Origin of the sequence: Floridaenema flaviceps BLCC-F50 (assembly GCF_041929275.2) — a bacterium.
Classification (GTDB): domain Bacteria; phylum Cyanobacteriota; class Cyanobacteriia; order Cyanobacteriales; family Aerosakkonemataceae; genus Floridanema; species Floridanema flaviceps.
The window spans coordinates 3,325,141-3,343,714 of record NZ_JBHFNR020000001.1 but is presented as its reverse complement, the minus strand read 5'-3'; the positions used below and the strand labels follow the sequence as shown (position 1 = coordinate 3,343,714).

18 protein-coding genes are annotated in these 18,574 nt (G+C 38.8%); 10 read left to right on the top strand and 8 right to left on the bottom strand.

The features are described from left to right. Positions 1-101 precede the first annotated feature (101 nt). The gene (locus tag ACE1CI_RS16145) at positions 102-599 is read left to right on the top strand and encodes a 2TM domain-containing protein (protein WP_413267126.1); all 498 of its coding nucleotides are present in this window, start codon (positions 102-104) and stop codon (positions 597-599) included. A gap of 59 nt (positions 600-658) precedes the next feature. Here ACE1CI_RS16145 and ACE1CI_RS16140 read toward each other — a convergent pair whose 3' ends face one another. Continuing rightward, positions 659-964: a Mo-dependent nitrogenase C-terminal domain-containing protein gene (locus ACE1CI_RS16140; RefSeq protein WP_413267127.1), complete on the bottom strand. Its 306-nt coding sequence runs from the start codon at positions 962-964 to the stop codon at positions 659-661. A gap of 317 nt (positions 965-1,281) precedes the next feature. Here ACE1CI_RS16140 and ACE1CI_RS16135 point away from each other — a divergent pair, with 317 nt between their 5' ends. The 3 genes from ACE1CI_RS16135 (at position 1,282) to ACE1CI_RS16125 (ending at position 6,087) form a co-directional block, all read left to right on the top strand. Beyond that, positions 1,282-1,476: a hypothetical protein gene (locus tag ACE1CI_RS16135; protein ID WP_413267128.1), complete on the top strand. Its 195-nt coding sequence runs from the start codon at positions 1,282-1,284 to the stop codon at positions 1,474-1,476. A 292-nt stretch (positions 1,477-1,768) separates the two neighbouring features. Next, complete coding sequence (locus ACE1CI_RS16130) at positions 1,769-2,932, top strand: AAA family ATPase (RefSeq protein ID WP_413267129.1); 1,164 nt, start codon at positions 1,769-1,771, stop codon at positions 2,930-2,932. Positions 2,933-2,937: 5 nt separating this feature from the next. Next, the gene (locus tag ACE1CI_RS16125) at positions 2,938-6,087 is read left to right on the top strand and encodes a tetratricopeptide repeat protein (RefSeq protein ID WP_413267130.1); all 3,150 of its coding nucleotides are present in this window, start codon (positions 2,938-2,940) and stop codon (positions 6,085-6,087) included. A gap of 142 nt (positions 6,088-6,229) precedes the next feature. Here ACE1CI_RS16125 and ACE1CI_RS16120 read toward each other — a convergent pair whose 3' ends face one another. Then, the gene (locus ACE1CI_RS16120; RefSeq protein WP_413267131.1) at positions 6,230-7,249 is read right to left on the bottom strand and encodes a sodium:calcium antiporter; all 1,020 of its coding nucleotides are present in this window, start codon (positions 7,247-7,249) and stop codon (positions 6,230-6,232) included. Positions 7,250-7,310: 61 nt separating this feature from the next. Further along, positions 7,311-8,279 carry an SGNH/GDSL hydrolase family protein gene (locus tag ACE1CI_RS16115; protein ID WP_496615517.1) on the bottom strand — a complete coding sequence of 323 codons (969 nt, stop codon included), beginning with the start codon at positions 8,277-8,279 and terminating at the stop codon, positions 7,311-7,313. 118 nt (positions 8,280-8,397) lie between these two features. On the opposite strand from ACE1CI_RS16115, the gene glsA reads away from it, so the two are divergent. Further along, complete coding sequence (gene glsA / locus ACE1CI_RS16110; RefSeq protein WP_413267133.1) at positions 8,398-9,372, top strand: glutaminase A; 975 nt, start codon at positions 8,398-8,400, stop codon at positions 9,370-9,372. 22 nt (positions 9,373-9,394) lie between these two features. Here glsA and ACE1CI_RS16105 read toward each other — a convergent pair whose 3' ends face one another. Further along, positions 9,395-9,778, bottom strand: coding sequence for a DoxX family protein (locus ACE1CI_RS16105; protein WP_413267134.1), 384 nt, complete (start codon positions 9,776-9,778; stop codon positions 9,395-9,397). Between the two features lie 210 nt (positions 9,779-9,988). Here ACE1CI_RS16105 and ACE1CI_RS16100 point away from each other — a divergent pair, with 210 nt between their 5' ends. The 3 genes from ACE1CI_RS16100 to ACE1CI_RS16090 all read left to right on the top strand — a co-directional run bounded on the left by ACE1CI_RS16100 (position 9,989) and on the right by ACE1CI_RS16090 (position 11,603). Further along, on the top strand, positions 9,989-10,573 hold the full coding sequence (locus tag ACE1CI_RS16100; RefSeq protein ID WP_413267135.1) for a hypothetical protein: 585 nt from the start codon (positions 9,989-9,991) through the stop codon (positions 10,571-10,573). 119 nt (positions 10,574-10,692) lie between these two features. Continuing rightward, positions 10,693-10,977: a peptidase gene (locus ACE1CI_RS16095; protein WP_413267136.1), complete on the top strand. Its 285-nt coding sequence runs from the start codon at positions 10,693-10,695 to the stop codon at positions 10,975-10,977. Positions 10,978-11,138: 161 nt separating this feature from the next. Then, positions 11,139-11,603 (top strand): QcrA and Rieske domain-containing protein, encoded by a 465-nt coding sequence (locus ACE1CI_RS16090; protein WP_413267137.1) that lies wholly within the window; start codon positions 11,139-11,141, stop codon positions 11,601-11,603. Positions 11,604-11,783: 180 nt separating this feature from the next. Here the strand turns inward: ACE1CI_RS16090 and ACE1CI_RS16085 are convergent, their stop codons facing one another. Then, positions 11,784-13,472, bottom strand: coding sequence for a sodium:solute symporter family protein (locus ACE1CI_RS16085; RefSeq protein ID WP_413267138.1), 1,689 nt, complete (start codon positions 13,470-13,472; stop codon positions 11,784-11,786). Between the two features lie 86 nt (positions 13,473-13,558). Further along, positions 13,559-13,831 (bottom strand): DUF4212 domain-containing protein, encoded by a 273-nt coding sequence (locus tag ACE1CI_RS16080; RefSeq protein WP_413267139.1) that lies wholly within the window; start codon positions 13,829-13,831, stop codon positions 13,559-13,561. Between the two features lie 189 nt (positions 13,832-14,020). On the opposite strand from ACE1CI_RS16080, the gene ACE1CI_RS16075 reads away from it, so the two are divergent. Both ACE1CI_RS16075 and ACE1CI_RS16070 read left to right on the top strand, forming a co-directional pair. Continuing rightward, positions 14,021-17,263, top strand: a complete 3,243-nt coding sequence (locus ACE1CI_RS16075; protein ID WP_496615516.1) for a PAS domain S-box protein — start codon at positions 14,021-14,023, stop codon at positions 17,261-17,263. Positions 17,264-17,272: 9 nt separating this feature from the next. Next, complete coding sequence (locus ACE1CI_RS16070; RefSeq protein WP_413267141.1) at positions 17,273-17,983, top strand: tRNA1(Val) (adenine(37)-N6)-methyltransferase; 711 nt, start codon at positions 17,273-17,275, stop codon at positions 17,981-17,983. A 52-nt stretch (positions 17,984-18,035) separates the two neighbouring features. On the opposite strand, the gene ACE1CI_RS16065 is transcribed toward ACE1CI_RS16070, so the two are convergent. Further along, a complete protein-coding gene (locus ACE1CI_RS16065) occupies positions 18,036-18,263 on the bottom strand; it encodes a type II toxin-antitoxin system HicA family toxin (protein WP_413267142.1) in 228 nt (75 codons plus the stop codon). After that, positions 18,260-18,463 (bottom strand): type II toxin-antitoxin system HicB family antitoxin, encoded by a 204-nt coding sequence (locus tag ACE1CI_RS16060; protein WP_413267143.1) that lies wholly within the window; start codon positions 18,461-18,463, stop codon positions 18,260-18,262. Before ACE1CI_RS16060 ends, ACE1CI_RS16065 begins: the two co-directional genes overlap by 4 nt. Positions 18,464-18,574: the final 111 nt, after the last annotated feature.

The window sequence follows — 18,574 nt, the reverse complement described above, 5'->3', positions numbered from 1 at the left end:
CTGCTTCCTCTGTGCCTGGAGTGGTTCAAAAAAAAGCATAAGTCAGAGTCACAAGACCTAACCTAGAAAATATACAAATTTAAGTTTAAATAAAAAATCCCATGACACCAGCATCCCAAAATAACCAAGTCACTCGCTATTACAAACAAGAAGACATCCAGCAAATTCTCCAAATAGCCATTTCTCGACAAGCTAACGATGGAGAATTTTCCCGCGAACAACTGTGGGAAATAGCCGAAGAATTAGATATCGATCCGCAAACATTAGAATTAGCGGAATCAGAATGGTTAGCTAGACAAGGAGAACAAAGAAAGCGCCAAGAATTTAACTTATATCGCCGGAGTAAATTTAAAAGACACTTTGGTAGATATGCAATTACAAATTCATTTTTAATGTTGTTCAACTTTGTCGCAGTTGGACATTTAACTTGGTCGCTTTATCTTCTGTTACTCTGGGGTTTAGGTTTAGGACTGAATGCCTGGAATACCTTTCAATCCGATGGGGAAGAATACGAAAGGGCGTTTCAGCAGTGGTATCGTCGCTACCAATTTAAAGAAACAGTTAACAGCTTTTTCGATAAGTTATTAAAATCTTGGTAGCTGTTAGTGATTAACTTTAACAAATGACCAATGACCAATGACAAATGACAAATCACTAATTAAACGCAATAAATGGTGATATCTTCTCCGCATCGATCGGCTAGGTAAGACAAAGCCCGAAAGCGTAAACTCATCAGTTGATCGTAGAGAGGATTAATTTTACAAAGTGGGGGAATGTGTAAAACTGTTTTCCCAAACACTTTAATATCTCTAGCAAAGGGACATTGAGAGGGAATTAAACGGCAAACTAACTGGGCAAATTGGCGATCGCGCACATCAATGTCATCTAAAAATTGGCGAACTGGATGTAAAATGTAATCTACAATACTGGGGGATTTGTGATAGTGGCTAGTAATAACAGTCATATAGTTACCTCAATAATTCATATTTCTATCTTCATCCCTACGGCAGGTTTTTCCGGTGACTTGACAAAGTAATTGCTGGTGATCGTTGAGGATAAAATTTGCGATCGTACTTCTACCTATCAAGTGACTTGTGACAGCTTCAGGAGTGATTTACCTCACATTAGTTAAAATTAATTACAGATTGTAATTACTAATAACAATTAAATTAACTACAGTTACATATTGTTATTACAGATACAGTTTATTGTGGGATTTGATTAGAATAGAAAACTATAGGTGTTCATCGCAGCCTCATCACTGCCAACGGAGGTGGAATTATGTCAGAAGTTACGTATGAAGTTCCTGTTCTTCACAATATTCAAGAACTAGAAGAAGCGATCGAGCAATACAAATCCAAAGACTTAAACGTTAACGAACTCCTTTGCCAGTGGCAAGCGATCCGTGACGCAGCTTTGAATTTAGCTTCATCCAACAAAGACACTGAGAAAGTTCCAGGTCAAGATAGTTACTAGTTTTAGCAAGATTAATACAGGTATTGCACAAGTATAGGTCTGGTATAATCAATTTCGGTTTTACCAGATTTTTTAGCCGGAAAAAAACACTAACAAAAATCCGCCCAGATATAACAGTAATAACAGAAAACTCTCAAAGCCAATGTTGCCAATGCCATGTTTTTCGCGCCGCAACAAGCCCAAGAGTAGTAATTTTTTTATAAATATAAAAACGTTAAGCTAGAAGATTTTAAAATAATACGGTAAACTCGACGTATGATGTTTTCATCGTACATGAAATGGGTTAAGTTACATGAGAGCCAATCCAGGGGGAGAAATCGCTCCATCAGAGGTTTTTGGGCGGGATAAGCTGATTCAACGTTTATGGCGAATTTTGGAGCGACAAAGCTTAGTGCTCAGTGCAGAGCGGCGGATGGGCAAAACTAGCATTCTTAAGAAGATGAGAGCGGAGGCTCCAGCGGACAAGCTACCTGTGTACCGTGACCTGGAAAAAGTTCGATCGCCCTTAGAATTTGCTCAGACTATTTTTGATGATGTAGAAAACTATTTAAGTGGTTCGCAACGAACAGCCCAAAAAGCAAGGCAATGGCTGAAAAATTTAACGGGTTTTGAGATAGGTGGTCTGGTAAAATTCCCCGATAATGTTGCCGATCAGTGGAAAGCCCTGCTAACAAAAACTATAGAAGATCTTGTAGAGAACCAACAAGACCGCAAGGTAATTTTCCTTTGGGATGAAATGCCCTTGATGCTTGACAATATCAAAAAGAAAGAGGGCGAAAATGCAGCAATGGAAGTGTTGGATACATTGCGATCGTTGCGTCAAACTCACTCAGAATTGCGAATGGTGTACACTGGCTCAATAGGTTTGCACAATGTCCTCACAGCACTTAAACGAGCGGGATATATTAACCGCCCAACAAATGATATGAAAACTGTAGATGTGCCACCTTTATCAGCAGATGATGCTGATGAATTAGCGCGACGGTTGTTGGAGGGAGAAGGAATTCAGACAGAAGAACCACAATTAACATCCCAGGCGATCGCCAATTCTGTAGATGGTATTCCCTACTTTATTCATCATATTGTTGACCATTTGGTAGCGGAAGATCTGGAAGCAAATCCCGCCATTGTGGATGAAATTGTTAACAGTTATCTGGTTGATCCGCAAGATCCTTGGGATTTGCGTTACTACCGTGAACGAATTAATAATTACTACACCGATGAAGAAAAACAGCTAGTACTAAATTTGTTGGATATTCTGGCGGTTACTGATCAACCTTTGCCATTTGACGAACTATTTAATCGACTTGAGTCTCAGTTAGTTAATGTAGACCGTGAAAAGACAAGAGATGTATTAACTTTAATTCAGCAAGACCACTATATTAATTTGCAATCTAATGGCTATTACTTTCGCTTTTCAGTAATTCAAAGCTGGTGGAAGAAGCAAAGGTGCTAAACAGTATGAAATTAATATACCTTTCCCCCTTTACTCCTAGTTTGATGATGCCGGAAATATTAGAGCAGATCTTTGTCCAGCGTCAAAATTTAGCAGAGCAAATTATTGAATTAATCCGCGAAAGTGCTACTACTCCATCAAAGCATTACACGCTACTGATCGGGCCACGAGGAATTGGTAAAACACATCTTATTTCATTGATTTATCACCGCATCTGCAAGATGGCAGATTTACGAGATCGCTTGTTAATTGCTTGGGTAAACGAAGAAGAATGGGGTATCTCATCATTTCTGGATTTGGTGGTGCGGATTTTAAAAGCGCTCGAAAAAGAGTATAACGATAGCGAACTTGCTAAACGGATAGAATCACTTTACCAACTAACAGCTGATCATGCCGAAAGTGCAGCAAGTGAATTGCTAAAAGAAACTATTGGAAATCGCACACTGCTGTTATTAATAGAGAACCTCGACGAGGTATTTGCTGGTTTAGACGATCAGGGACAGAAGCAGCTGCGTTCATACTTACAAGAAAACTCTTTCTGTACAATAGTAGCTACAGCCCAAAGTTTATTTAATGGAGTAAAACTTCAGACTTCTCCTTTTTATGGTTTTTTTCGCATCCGTCATTTAAAAGATTTGACGCTTGATGAAGCGGTGGAGTTGTTAGCAAAGGTAGCGAAAGTACAAGGCGATCGGGAATTAGAATCTTTCATCCGAACGCCCACAGGACGCGATCGCATTCAAGCTGTACATTACCTGGCTGGTGGTAATCCTCGAATCTACATTATTTTCTCTGCATTTCTCACCCGCAAATCCCTTGATGATCTGGTGGAAGCGTTCATGGCAATGCTGGATGATTTAACACCTTATTATCAGGATCGAATGAAGTGTCTCTCGCCTCAGCAGCGAAAAATTGTGGATTTATTGTGCGATCGTCGTTATGCTGTTACCGTTAAAGAAATTTCTCAACGTTGTTTTATTACTCATCAAACAGCATCAAGTCAACTTAAGAAGCTGTTGGAAATGGGTTATGTTCGTTCAGAATCAATTGGACGAGAATCTTATTATGAACTTCGAGAAGTATTGATGCGATTTTGTCTTGAAGTAAAGAAACAGCGTGGTGAACCGATAAGTTTGATTGTGGACTTATTACGGAGTTGGTATACAAGGGAGGAACTGAAACAGCAATGGGAAAGTTGTCTTACTCTGAGTAAAGATGTTGAAAGATTTGATAAAACATCCATACATCCAAGTTTGGCAGAAAGTTTGCGACAAACGTCACTAGAGCAAGAATATCTGCGCCAAGCACTACAACCAATAGATACAGAGGAAGATCCCCGCGTTGCAGCCTACATAAAAGAATTTAAGGCTCTTATTGATCAACAAGACTTCATGCAAGCATTGCGACTAGCTGAGAAACTGGTATTGGTTCGCGGAGACGCAGAGGATTGGTTAAAACAGGGAACTTGTTTATATGAACTTAAACGCTATGAAGAAGCAATAGCATCTTACAAAAAAGCTTTAGTAACTAATCCTGTTAGTGATATGGTTTGGTATAACTTAGGACTTTTAATACTAGGTACATTAGATAGATTGGAAGAAGCAATTGACTCTTTTGACAAAGCTTTAACCATTAATCCTGAGAATGAAAACGCTTGGTACTTCCGGGGGGTTACACTTGGTAAGTTGGGAAGATTGAAAGAAGCAATTGACTCTTTTGACAAAGCTTTAAACATTAATCCTGATGATGACGATACTTGGTATTTTCACGGAAGTATACTGAATGATTTGGGGAGATGGGAAGAAGCAATTGCCTCTTTTGACAAAGTTTTAGCAATTAATCCTGAGCATGATGTTGCCTGGAGCAACCGGGGGATTCTACTCAGTAAATTGAGGAGGTGGGAAGAAGCAATTGACTCTTTTGACAAAGCTTTAACGATTAATCCTGATAATGATGATACCTGGTATTTTCAGGGGATTACACTGTTTCAATTGAAAAGATTGGAAGAAGCAATTGCCTCTTACGACCAAGCTTTAGTAATCAACCCTGAGTATGAAAGTGCCTGGTATTTACGAGGTGGGATACTGAGTTATTTGGGCAGATTGGAAGAAGCAATTGCTTCTTACGAACAAGCTTTAGCCATTAATCCTAATGATGACGATACTTGGTACTTGCGGGGTAAAGTATTTTATAAGTTAGGTAACTTTGAAGAAGCAGTTTCATCTTACGACAAAACTTTAGCAATCAATCCTGATTATGATGATGCCTGGAACAATCAAGGTATGGCACTATGTAATTTGGATAGATTAGAAGAAGCAATTGCCTGTTTCGACAAAGCTTTAGCTATTAATCCTGATTATGATGATGCCTGGAACAATCGGGGGATTACACTCTGGAAGTTGGGTAGATTAGAAGAAGCAATTGCCTGTTTCGACAAAGTTTTAGCTATTAATCCTGATTATGATAATGCCTGGAACAATCGGGGTAAAATACTGGGTTATTTGAAGAGATTAGAAGAAGCAATTGCTTGTTTCGACAAAGTTTTAGCTATTAATCCCGCTCGGAAAGAAACTTGGTATTATAAAGGAGCGTTGTTGAATCTTCTTGGACACTATGAAGAAGCTTTGATATCTTGCAATAAAGCAATTGAACTTGGTGCCAATGATTGGAATGCTTTATTCAGCCGCGCTATGGCTATCATGGGACTAAATTGGAGCGAAGGAATTACCGCTTTAGAAGATGCCATTAACCGGACTAAAACTAAAGATAAACTTTTACCAGGCTACACCAATTTAATTATTTACATTCTTTTCAAGAGTGTGCAAGATTCAACAGTTTGGAAAAGTCGCATACTTCCCATTATCAAATTATATGAAAATCATCAAGCAGTTTCAGAATTAGGACAAGGAATCGTGGGAAATATCCCCTTAATAATGTCAGAAATGGTAAGCGACAAAGCAGCACAAACATGGTTGGAAGTTTGGCAAGAAATTGTTGGTGATGCCAAAGAATTTGAAATTCCCTTGCGTCTGCTCAAAACTGCTGTTGAATATAAGGTGAAAAAAGGCGATCGGCGTGTTTTACTAGAACTTCCCATTGAAGAACGTAAGTTGTTAACAGAAGAAATAAAAATTGAGGAAGCATACAAAAAGTAAATTTGTTTTATCTCCGCTATTACCCCATTTATAGCTAGTCTAAATGAATAGTGAAAACGGCTTCTTCTATTCTTTATTCGTGTCCTTCGTGTCTTCGTGGTTCAAAAAAAATCTTTTTCACAAATCATTAAGACTAGCTATATCAACCCGAAAAAAACACAAGCAAAAATCCGCCCAAATACAACAGTAATAACAGAAAACTCTCAAAACCAATGTTGCCAATGCCATGTTTTTCGCGCCGCAACAAGCCCAAGAGTAGAATCGCAGTCATTAAAATAGTTAAAGCTAAAAGAAATACTTGGTGTTCTGTTAAAGCTTGATAAATGGAACCTTTGCGATAAGCGAGATCGCACAAAGCTAAAACTAATACATCAAAACTATTGCCACCGAGAACGCCGCTTACTGCTAAAGTAAATGCGCGACGTTGTACAGCTGCGATCGTAGTGACTAACTCCGGTAATGAAGTAGAAATCGCAGTGAACAAACTACCTACAGCATTTTCGGAAAGATTTGTGGATTTAGCAATAGTAACACCAGCTTGTTCCACAACATACCCAGCAAGAGCTAGAACGGCAGCAAGTAATATGAAATATACCCATAACTTAATTAATGAAGGACTATCTTTCTCTTCGATCGATATTTCAACATTTTCTGTATCGTGCGTTTTCCACATTGGAGAACTGTAGGCAACTGATACTAAACGCAAGCCCAAAATATAAGTAATTACTAATCCAAAAGATGCCGGATGAATTCCCCAAAAATTAATTAGTGGATAAGCAGTTGCTAGTAAAGGAATGGTGAGTAAAACTATTAGCAAACTGCCTTGAGTTAAAGTGGCAGCGGAAGCAGCGGCGTATTCCAAATTTGCTTCTAAATAAGTGAGATCGGCAATTCCTAAAAAGGCTGTTTGTACAGCAATATCACCTAGCGCGTTACTCAAAGCTAATACTGGATAGTTGCCTAAAGCAGCGGTAACTGAGGTAACAATTCCAGGTAAAGATGTGCTAAATCCTAAGAATAAAGCACCCATTAATGCTTGTCCGAGTTTGGTTTTTTGGGCTAGGCGATCGGCAATTCCAGCTATGAGAGTACCACTGACGACTATTACCGCAGCTGAGACAATAAATAAAACAATACTAATTTCTAATGGTAAGTTACTCAAGTTAGATACTGATTTTTAGGGGTTTTCTCTTCTATTTTAAAGAAAATTTTAAAATAGATGTTTAAGAACGATTTCCGATCCGTTTCCTTCGCTGCCACATAATTAGACTGACAGCTAAAACGGTGAATATCAGAATACTTAACGGTAGGGCTAATTTATTTGATGAATTAGCCGCAGATTTGGGAGTAGATTTGAATTGAAAAGCGGCTAATTGTACTAATAATTTATGGGCAGCAGTTGAGGGATGAATCCCATCCCAGAATAAGTATTCGTTGGGGCGATCGCACACAACTTCTTCCCGTAAGCAAGCTTGAGTTACGTTATTAAATCCGTATTTTCCTGGGGCAGTATAAACTTGATTAAATAAAGCATTAACATCAACATAGCGAATATTAGTATCCGCAAATTTTTGACGTAAAGTTTTCATCGATGCAGCTAATCCTGAGTTATGATTCTGACTTAAACTGCTGAGAGATTTGGCGCGTTCAGTTGTGCGTGTAGCTGGGAGTTTACCTAAATCTGGCAAGTTAACCACAACAATATTTTTCGCCCCAATTTCTGCCAAACGCTTGACTGCGGTAGCTAAATTATTAATAGGTGTAGTAGTATCAGTTGCGCCGCCAAGGTAATCATTAGCACCAGCCCAAATAATATAAAGTGCTTTAGGATTGGCAGTAGGATTTTTGACTTTAAATCTTTGAATTTGGGCTAAAACTCCTGGTGGTAAATCTTGCGAATCGCCTGTTTTAGCACCTCCATAAGCAAAGTTATTATTTAGATTAGAGGTTAATTTTAACCCTGATGCGAGATATTCTACCCAGACAGGGCCATTAGAATAACGTCCTTTAAAATAAGGTGGACTTGGGGGACTTTTACCGTTAGTAGCTTGGTAAACATTACCTACATCGGAAAGACTATCACCAAAGACATAAATTTGGGGAATATTTTCTGCTGAAATGGGCTTGAAAGAGCCTAAAATTATTGCTAAAGAGATTGTAAATCCGACAGTCGCTAACCACCATTTTTTCATTGACATTTCCCAATCTGGCAATTCCCAGATTTATTTTAATAGTTTTTCTCTTCTATTTTAGAGAAAATTCGAGTTATTGTTATAGCTGAGGTTATTTTGCAGGTAAGTTGTCTAAACTATGATTAACGAATCTGAGGTTATTCGATCGCCCTTGCTGTCTGTTTTACAGGAGTTACATGAAAAGTATCAGCACTTACAAGAAGGGAAGTTAGCAAATTATATTCCAGAATTGGCGAAAGTCAACCCGGATTTGTTTAGTATCTGTGTCATGACTATAGATGGGCAAATCTTTACAGTGGGGGATTACCAACATTTATTTACAATTCAGTCAATTTCTAAAGTTTTTGTTTATGGAATGGCGTTGGAAGAACATGGACGAGATGCTGTTTTAAAAAAAGTTGGTGTCGAACCAACCGGAGATGCTTTTAATTCAATTGTGTTAGATGAAATGTCGAAGCGACCATATAATCCTATGGTTAATGCTGGTGCGATCGCTATTACTAGTTTAATTAAAGGTTCTGGGCCAACAGAAAGATTAAACCGAATGTTGGATATGTTCCGACGATATATTGGTCATGATATTTTTATTGATATTTCTGTTTTTATGTCCGAAAGAACTACCGGACATCGTAACCGGGCAATGGCTCATTTAATGCTAAACTTTGGCATGATCGATCATAAAATAGAAGAAGTTTTAGATTTATATTTTCAGCAATGTTCATTAATGGTGAACTGTCAAGATTTAGCAGTAATGGCAGCAACTTTAGCGAATAATGGTATTAATCCAGTAACGGGAGAACAGGCAGTAAAAAGTGATTATGTCCGCGATATTTTAAGCGTGATGTATACCTGTGGAATGTACAATTTTGCCGGGGAATGGGCTTATAAAGTGGGTCTTCCGGCAAAAAGTGGAGTTTCTGGGGGATTAATTGTAGTAGTACCAAATAAAATGGGAATAGCGGTGTTCTCTCCTCTTTTGGATCAACGAGGAAATAGTGTGCGGGGGGTGAAAGTATGTGAGGAACTTTCGCAAATATATGGGTTGCATATTTTTGATTATTTGCGGGGAAGCTGTAAGTTTAACGGAAATTGATTATCGCTGAAACCAAATTAATTTATAGTTTTTCATCCAAACTAATTCGCCCTGAACCATAATAGTATACCATTAATAACCCTCCTAAAATTGCCAAGTTTTTCATAAATTGAATTACTTGCATCCTGTCAGCAAAATTAGTGTGAAAAATCAAAGTAGCAGGAATTAAAAAGATAATTAGGAGAATGCTTCCCCAACGGGCTTTATAACCAAGTAAAACAGAAAAACCGCCTAACAATTCAAATACGATCGCACCAACTAACAACAAACCTGTTAACTGTAACGGGATGCCATTCTGCGCCATATATTTTTGTGTTCCCGCAAAACCTGTGATTTTATCGAAAGCAGATTTCAGAAAAATTGCGGCAAGAAAAGCCCTTGCTATTAGAGGAATATATTTTTGCATGGCTGTATAGATTCCGTTTGCAGAGCGAAAGAATTAAAGTTATCATCTTTATAGATTGGAACAGTTTCTTACATCTATCTTAGGGTGGGAATTAGGCGATATGCCTACGTCAGGCTACGCCAACGCACATTTTAAGTAATCAGCAGTTACTAGAAAGATGAAGTATTTAATTACCAATGACAAATAACAAATAACAAATGACTAAATCTGATGACTGTATTTCCTTACGACCAATTTGCAAAAGACTACCTCAAAGAATTGTTATCACCATTAGGAGAAGTAGAAACAAGTCGGAATATTGCTGGTGAAGTTCGAGAAATCGATGTTTGGTTTGCACCAAGGGCGGAAGTTGTCGATGCAACTGAATTATTACCGCCAACCCCGGAAACACTTTGGTTACGAATTTTAGGCAAGGGGAGAGTGCAGGAACAAGCAATTGATCAATTAGCAGAACTTCCAGAAAATGACCCCTTGCGAATTGTGGTGTTGGAGTTATTAAGTAACCTCAAGGCTATATTAGAAGTAAACCAAAATTTAGCACCAGATGAGGAAAATTTAATTATGCGTTTGTCACCACTTTACGAACAACGTTTAGCTGAAGCTACTCAGCGAGGTATTGACCAAGGACAGCGAATTTTTGTGGAAAATTTATTGAGGGCTAAGTTTGGGGAATTAGATGAGGAACTAACTGCAATTATTGAGCCTTTGTTGGCATTACCGCCAGCAGATTCAACTGCTTTGTTGTTACAATTATCTAATTTATCCCGTGCAGAATTGTTGGCTAGGTTTAATTAGGTTGTGCAGGGTGCGTCAGATATTAAACTTGTTACTTTTTACTAATTTATTAAGTCTGATGCACTCTACTTGCTTACTTACTTTAAAATCGGAGTTTATATTGATTTTTGAGGGAATTTATGAATCGTGTTTTTCGGAAGTATCATCGGCAAATAGCGATCGCCGCTGCCTTGCCTTTAATTTTAACTGTGATTTCTGGGTTAGGTTATACTATTTTTGATGAGTGGTTTGAACAAGAAGAGATCTCTACATTCTTGTTGCAAGTTCACACCTTAAGAATTATACATTTGGAGAAAATTTTTCCTCTTTTGAATGGGTTAGCATTAATTGCTTTACTAGGAACTGGTTTGAGTATGACTAGTTTGTTCAATAAACGCCGTCCTTCCGATAATTCGAGCAACTAATTCTGAATTTTCAACTCTCAAATTGACTAATATCCTGATGGCATTTTGAAGGGTGGAAAAAAGTAGTATAGTTTAATGAGAAGTATTCAGTATCGATAGATTACGAATGATACTAATACTTCTCAATTGCTTTGTGTTCTGAAAAATCATGGGAAAAGATTATGAATCGTCGTGAATTTTTAGGTTGGGTAGGTGTTGGCGCGGTGGCGAGTTCTTTGCCAGTAGCGATCGCCACTTGCCTCCCCGACTCCCACAACTCAGCCAACGCGGAAACTCCCGCAACAAATCAACCAGTTACTATTGCCCAATCAAGCGGTTTTCAATCTGTTGGTACAGTAGCAGCACTAGATAAAGATGGGCAAATTATCAATAAAAAATCTCCCGTAGGCTCTGTTTTAGTAATTAGAAATCCAAGTGATTCTAACAGTTTAATTGCTGTTAATCCTACTTGTACTCATAACAACTGTACAGTTAAATGGAAGAAAGACGAAAAGCTTTTTGATTGCCCTTGCCATGATTCAGAATTTGCCCCAGATGGTAAAGTTTTAAAAGGCCCTGCTAAGAAACCTTTAGCAACTTACCAAGCGAAAATTGAAGGAAATTCTGTTGTCGTGAAAGCAATTTAAAAAAAAGTACGTTGTTGCGCTTTAGCGCTAGAGTTAGCGCTGAAGCGCAACAACGTACCTGGGAAGTATTTTAAGTTGCTTCAGCGAATTTGTAACACGGTTATCCTTAATCCAAAAGTTTGTAGAGACGTTATATATAACGTCTCTACATCAGAAATCCTAGTCCCTAGTCCCCAAAACTTAATCTAATTGCTCTTCGCCAATGTCAGGTAATGCCGGGGGTTCATGTTCTGGAATTCGTAACTCTTCTACCAATGCTTGTACTTCTGCGGGGGGTGGAGGAGTGAAGCGAGAAACGGCTAAAGTGACGATGAAATTGAGTATCATGCCGACTGTGCCGAATCCTTCTGCGGAAATGCCGAACCAAGGTTGCATTCCGCCGAATTTGACGCTAAAGATGTAGAAGGTGGTAATGACTAAACCTGTAATCATCCCGGCGATCGCACCTTCCCGATTAGTCCTTTTGTCAAACACACCCAACACAATAATTGGGAAAAAGCTAGCTGCTGCTAATCCAAAGGCGAGGGCGACTACTTCAGCGACAAATCCGGGCGGATTGATGCCAAAATAACCAGCAACAACGATCGCAATTCCCACCATCACTCTACCGACAAATAGCCGTTTCGATTCCGAAGCACCCGGATCGACCATTCGATAATAAACATCATGGGCGATCGAACTGGAAATCACCAACAACAACCCGGAAGCGGTAGATAAAGCAGCTGCTAATCCACCTGCGGCGACAAGGGCAATTACCCAAGGGGCGAGTTTGGCAACTTCTGGGGTGGAGAGTACTACGATATCGCGATCGATCGTAATCTCACTGGTTTTTTTGTCCGGTGTTAATTGAAAGCGCCCATCGCCGTTTTTGTCCTCAAACTTCAATAATCCCGTATTTTCCCACTTTCTCACCCAGTCGAGTTGTTGCACCTCAACAACGGTTTTGTTGTTCAAGCTTTCAATTAAGTTGTAACGGGCAAAAGATGCCAAAGCTGGAGCAGTAGTATAAAGAATAGCAATGAACAACAACGCCCAACCAGCAGACCAACGAGCCGCTTTCACATCGGGAACTGTGTAAAACCTGACAATAATGTGCGGTAAACCAGCTGTTCCTACCATTAAAGCAATAGTGAAGAACAACACATCAATCATTGGTTTGTTAGCAAAAGGTTGGGTATAGGCAGGAAAACCTAAATCTGTTTGGATAGTATTGAGTCTTTCAATGATATCGCTAAAGGTGAAACTAAGTTGCGGAATTGGATTACCTGTGAGCAACATGGAAATTGCGATCGCTGGAATCAGATAAGCCACAATTAACACAATATACTGGGCAACCTGAGTCCAAGTAATGCCTTTCATACCACCTAAAATGGCGAAAAAGGCAACAATTACCATGCCAATAATTACTCCGGTATTGATATCTACTTGCAGAAAGCGGCTAAATACAATTCCCACTCCCCGCATCTGTCCGGCAACATAAGTCATGGAAACGAAAATTGCCGCAATTACTGCTACTAAACGAGCTACGTTAGAGTAATAGCGATCGCCTACAAAATCCGGTACTGTATATTTCCCAAACTTGCGAAGATAAGGTGCCAACAACAGCGCCAGCAACACATAACCCCCTGTCCAACCCATCAAAAAAATCGAACCATCGTAACCCAAAAAGGAAATAATTCCCGCCATTGAAATAAACGAAGCCGCCGACATCCAATCAGCAGCAGTCGCCGCCCCATTCGCCAAAGAAGGCACACCTTGATCGGCAACAAAAAAGCCTTTTGTATCTCTAACTCGCGATTGCCATCCTATATATATGTAAACAATAAATGAAATGATGACTAATACAACCGTCCAAGCTTCTGCTGACATTATTAAACCTCAAAGATTTGGGTAATTGGTCATTTGTCATTTGTCATTTGTCATTAAGACTTCTCCTAGTCCCCAGTCCCCAGTTCCTAGTCCTGTTGCGAATCACCGTTTTTTCTCAAATACTTGCGATCGAGTTTTTCCATTCGGTAAGCGTAGTAAAAAATCAGTGCCACAAACACATAAATCGAACCTTGTTGTGCAATCCAAAAACCTAGAGGAACGCTACCGATCCTGAAGTTGTTGAGAGGTTCCACTAGTAATATGCTCAATCCAAAGGAAACCACAGCCCAAATAATTAATAAGTTGCGAATCAATGCTGTATTTGCTCTCCAATAGGCACGTTGGTTGTTTTGATTCATTGTGGTTATTAAAGTTGTAGATTATATTGTGTAGCAATTAGTTTACATCGCAGAGGTTGTGCGATCGCTTATGAGATAGGCAAGTAATGTGTTTTTTTGTGTATTAGCTGGAACAAAAGGATTTTCTCAGAAAAAATTATATTAAATAGTACAGTAGATAATACTGCTTTCACTATGTTTGTGAGTTATATGTCTGGTGCTGATTTTGCTTTAGAGCAAATACTCGATCGTATTAGGGGATACACCTTGCGAGTTCACCAGTGCCTTGACTTGAGTGAGATTTTGAGCCTTACGGTGCAGGAAGTTAGGGAAGTGTTGGGAAGCGATCGCGCTGCGATCTATCGTTTTCTACCTGATGGAGATGGAGTAGTAGCAGAAGAGTCTGCAAGTCCTGAATGGCAACCAATTCTGGGACAACTAATTTATGACCCTTGCTTCAATGCCAATTGGAAAATGCAGTATCGACAAGGGCAAATTGGCATTTTAGAAGACATTGATGCCCAACCTCTAGAACCTTGTTACAAAAATTTATTAACCCGTTTACAAATCCGAGCGAATTTGGTTGTACCAATTTTGCTGACGCGCCAACAACCTCCAGAAAATGCAACTGCTTCTCCTGAGATTTGGGGTTTACTAATTGTTCATCAATGCAGTAGTCCGCGCCAATGGCACTCTTTAGAAATTAAATTTCTGCAACTGATTGCAGTACAAGTAGGAATTGCTTGGCAACAGATAGAAATTCAGCAGCAATTACGACAACAAAACAAATCTTTGGAAAGAGAACAAGTAATTTTACAAGCACATCAAGGTATTCAAGAAGAACTACGCGGTCAGGAAGCTCTTTTGCGTTCCATGACTGATAGTTCTCAGTTGGGATTTTATGTTGTGAATAACCGTAACGATGAAATTTTATATTTTAATCACCGCTTTTGCGAAATTTGGGGGATTGAACATTTAGCAGAAAAAATCGGGCGAGGTGAGGTAAAAAATAATGATATTATTCCTGATTGTATGCGATTAATTGCAGATGTTCCCGCATTTGCAGAGAGTTGTAAACCGTTGCAAAGTGAAGAAAACCGGATCGCAATTGAAGATGAAATTTTGTTGGTCGATGGGCGGACAATTCGCCGCTTTTCTAGCCAAGTTCGGGATATTTACGATCGCTATTTTGGCAGGTTATATATATTTGAAGATATTAGCCAGCGTAAACAGTTAGAAAAATCTCTCCGCTTAACAGATTTCTCCTTTGAATCTTTATCTCTTTCTGCTACTTGGTTTGACAAAAATGGCAAAGTTTTGCGCGTCAATCAAGCTGCTTGTGAATCGCTGGGTTATTCTCGTACAGAGTTAGAATCAATGTACGTTTATGACTTCGATCCAGATTTTTCTCAGGAGTTATGGTCAAAGGGTTGGCAAGCACTTAAACAACGCCAAAATATTACTTTGATTTCCCGACATCAAAGAAAAGATGGTGAGGATTTTCCTGTTGAAATTAGTGCTAATTACGTCAAGTTTAATGATGAAGAATTTGTTTTTGCCTTTGCTGCAAATATTAGCGATCGCATCGAAGCTGAAGCAGCATTGCGAGAAAGTGAAGCGCGTTGGCAATATGCCTTAGAAGGAAACGGAGACGGCGTTTGGGACTGGAATATTCAGACAAATGAACTTTTCCTCTCCCTTAGCTGGAAAAAAATGCTGGGGTTTGCCGAATCTGAAATTGTTAATAATTTAAATGATTGGGAAAAATTGGTTCATCCTGATGATATTGAGCAAGTTTCTCAGGAAGTTGAACAGCATTTTCGTGGGGAAACAGAACAGTGCATTAACGAATACCGACTTCAATGCAAGGATGGAACTTATAAATGGATTTTAGCTCGGAGTAAAGTTATTGAGCGCACAAAAGATGGTCATCCTTTAAGAATGATTGGGACAAATACTGATATCACTGAACGCAAACTTATGGAAGAAGCTTTGCGAGAAAGTGAAGAACGCTATCGTTCTTTAATTTCCACGATGGCAGAAGGAATTGTCTTACAGCAAACTGATGGAGAAATTACTGCTTGTAACGAAAGTGCACAAAGAATTTTAGGGTTAACTGCCGATCAAATAATGGGGCGAAGTTCGATCGATCCGCGATGGCAAGCAATACACGAAGATGGTTCACCTTTTCCGGGAGAAACACATCCCGCAATGGTAACTTTACACACAGGAGAACCACTATTTAATATTATCATGGGAGTTCACAAACCTGATGGAAATTTAAGTTGGATTTCGATTAATTCTCAACCCTTATTTCACCAAAATCAAACTCAACCTTATGCTGTAGTAACCTCATTTACAGATATTACAATTCGCAAACAAGCAGAAGAAAGTTTAAAACAGCAAGCGGAAAGAGAAAGGATGATTTATGCGATCGCCCAACGCATTCGTCAATCTTTAGATTTAGAGCAAATTTTAAATACCACAGTTGATGAAGTAAGACATTTTCTGCAAACCGATCGAGCACTCATCTATCGTTTTAATCCAGATTGGAGTGGCATAGTAGTTAAAGAATCAGTTGCCCAAGGTTGGCTGAAAATTCTGAATATGGAAATAACCGATACTTATTTTGTTGAGAGACAAGGACAGTCACATAAATATAATGCAATAAGAGTCACGCCTGATATTTATCAGGCTGGATTTGCTGATTGTCATATAGAATTATTGGAAAAGTTACAAGTGAGAGCTAAGTTAGTTGTACCTATTTTACAAGGTGATAATCTTTGGGGTTTGTTAGTAGCGCATCATTGTAGTTCCCCGCGTTACTGGCATCCTTGGGAAAGCGAATTACTGCAACAATTGGCGACACAAGTAGCGATCGCAATTCAACAATCAGAACTCCACCACCAATTACAAATTGTCAATAAACAGTTAGAAAATTTAGCATTAATCGATCAATTAACCCAAGTTGCTAATCGCCGTTGTTTCGATCGCACAATCTCTGATGAATGGACTCGTTTAATTCGCGAAAAACGTCCTTTATCATTACTCCTTTGTGACATTGATTATTTCAAACAATATAATGATAACTACGGTCACACTGCCGGAGATATTTGTTTAAAACTTGTCGCCCAAGCCCTGAGAAAAGGAGTACAACGTCCGATCGATTTAGTAGCCCGTTATGGTGGTGAAGAATTTGCCATTATTTTACCCCATACTGATAGTAACGGTGCTGTGAAAGTTGCCCAAAAAATTCATCACGCCATCCAAGAACTGCATCTTCCTCATGTTGCTTCTGTTGTGTCAAAATATGTCACAATTAGTATCGGAATTGCTACAAGAATTCCCACTGCGGAAACAGTTCCTTTAGATTTAGTTGAAGCAGCCGATCGCGCCCTTTACCAAGCCAAATCAAACGGACGTAATCGTTTTTTTATCGAAGTTAATTCCTAATCAATTCCCATGCCAAATCCTTACTTTCGCTTTAAAAAGTTTACAGTATTTCACGATCGCTGTGCCATGAAAGTCGGCACAGATGGCGTTTTATTAGGTGCATGGGCAAACATCAAAGACGCACAACAAATCCTCGATATTGGCACCGGAACAGGTTTAATAGCATTAATGTTAGCCCAACGTTCCTCCGCTCAAATTGACGCAGTAGAAATTGATTTAGAAGCCTGTAATCAAGCCAAAGAAAATATCAATAATTCCCCTTGGTCAAACCGTATTAAATTATATCATAATTCCATCCAAAATTACACAATTAATTGTCCAAAACGCTACAACTTATTAATTTCCAATCCCCCATTTTTCACCAATGCTTCCAAAGCTGCCATTAAAGCCAGAACCATAGCGAGACATAGTGATTACCTTGAGCAAATTGATATATTACAAATTGCCGAAAAGCTACTTTGTGAAGATGGCAGATTAGCCATAATTTATCCAACCGAACAAGCCCAAACATTTCAAGAAAAAGCCGAAACCTTTGGGTTTTATTGCCAGCGCAAACTTTACGTTAAATCAACCTTAGAAAGTCCAATTAAACGCATATTATTAGAAATTGGTAAAAATACATTAGAGTATCAAGAAAGTACCTTAGTAATAGAAACAGCGAGACATATTTACAGTGCAGAATTTGGGAATTTGATGAAAAATTTTTATTTGAAGTATTAGCAAAAAACAATTTTTTTCTATTTTCCGTATTTGGGAATAAATCACCGCAAATCTACAATAAATCTAAAAATTGTGCTACATCTAAACGAGCTTGCTTTAAAATTCGAGCTAAAGTAGAGCGTTTCACTGAACGATGAGCGGGAACAGTTAATTTTAATACTTCATCTGGCAAAGCTTTTTCTAGTCGAATGTGACTACCGCGTTGGCGGACAACAATCCATCCATCTCTTTCTAAAGCTGCGATAATTTGAGTGTAGGGGAGGTTAGGAACTTTGCTCATAATGCTAATTCCCTGACTATCGCGCCTTCTTTAACTATTAAATCATCTTCTGTTGGTTCAAGGTAAAGTTCTATAGCTTCTTGGATATTTGCTAATGCTTCTTCAATCGTTTCGCCTTCACTAATACAACCAGGAAGTGAGGGAACATAGACGGTATATCCACCTTCATCACTGGGTTCCAATACGACTTTTAGTTTCATAAGTTAGCTTAATTAATAGACTTTTTCATTTTAATATATGCTGATTATGATAAATAAAAAAATTATCAAATGCAAATAAAAGGTTATGCAGCACTAGCAGAAGAACACTAT

Bases quoted from the DNA above. Each gene is read 5' to 3' on its own strand.
- ACE1CI_RS16065 (WP_413267142.1), bottom strand. From the start codon at position 18,263: ATGAGCAAAGTTCCTAACCTCCCCTACACTCAAATTATCGCAGCTTTA.
- ACE1CI_RS16145 (WP_413267126.1), top strand. From the start codon at position 102: ATGACACCAGCATCCCAAAATAACCAAGTCACTCGCTATTACAAACAA.
- ACE1CI_RS16115 (WP_496615517.1), bottom strand. From the start codon at position 8,279: ATGAAAAAATGGTGGTTAGCGACTGTCGGATTTACAATCTCTTTAGCA.
- ACE1CI_RS16105 (WP_413267134.1), bottom strand. From the start codon at position 9,778: ATGCAAAAATATATTCCTCTAATAGCAAGGGCTTTTCTTGCCGCAATT.
- glsA (WP_413267133.1), top strand. From the start codon at position 8,398: ATGATTAACGAATCTGAGGTTATTCGATCGCCCTTGCTGTCTGTTTTA.
- ACE1CI_RS16090 (WP_413267137.1), top strand. From the start codon at position 11,139: ATGAATCGTCGTGAATTTTTAGGTTGGGTAGGTGTTGGCGCGGTGGCG.
- ACE1CI_RS16075 (WP_496615516.1), top strand. From the start codon at position 14,021: ATGTCTGGTGCTGATTTTGCTTTAGAGCAAATACTCGATCGTATTAGG.
- ACE1CI_RS16140 (WP_413267127.1), bottom strand. From the start codon at position 964: ATGACTGTTATTACTAGCCACTATCACAAATCCCCCAGTATTGTAGAT.
- ACE1CI_RS16080 (WP_413267139.1), bottom strand. From the start codon at position 13,831: ATGAATCAAAACAACCAACGTGCCTATTGGAGAGCAAATACAGCATTG.
- ACE1CI_RS16135 (WP_413267128.1), top strand. From the start codon at position 1,282: ATGTCAGAAGTTACGTATGAAGTTCCTGTTCTTCACAATATTCAAGAA.
- ACE1CI_RS16125 (WP_413267130.1), top strand. From the start codon at position 2,938: ATGAAATTAATATACCTTTCCCCCTTTACTCCTAGTTTGATGATGCCG.
- ACE1CI_RS16130 (WP_413267129.1), top strand. From the start codon at position 1,769: ATGAGAGCCAATCCAGGGGGAGAAATCGCTCCATCAGAGGTTTTTGGG.
- ACE1CI_RS16070 (WP_413267141.1), top strand. From the start codon at position 17,273: ATGCCAAATCCTTACTTTCGCTTTAAAAAGTTTACAGTATTTCACGAT.
- ACE1CI_RS16060 (WP_413267143.1), bottom strand. From the start codon at position 18,463: ATGAAACTAAAAGTCGTATTGGAACCCAGTGATGAAGGTGGATATACC.
- ACE1CI_RS16085 (WP_413267138.1), bottom strand. From the start codon at position 13,472: ATGTCAGCAGAAGCTTGGACGGTTGTATTAGTCATCATTTCATTTATT.
- ACE1CI_RS16100 (WP_413267135.1), top strand. From the start codon at position 9,989: ATGACTGTATTTCCTTACGACCAATTTGCAAAAGACTACCTCAAAGAA.
- ACE1CI_RS16095 (WP_413267136.1), top strand. From the start codon at position 10,693: ATGAATCGTGTTTTTCGGAAGTATCATCGGCAAATAGCGATCGCCGCT.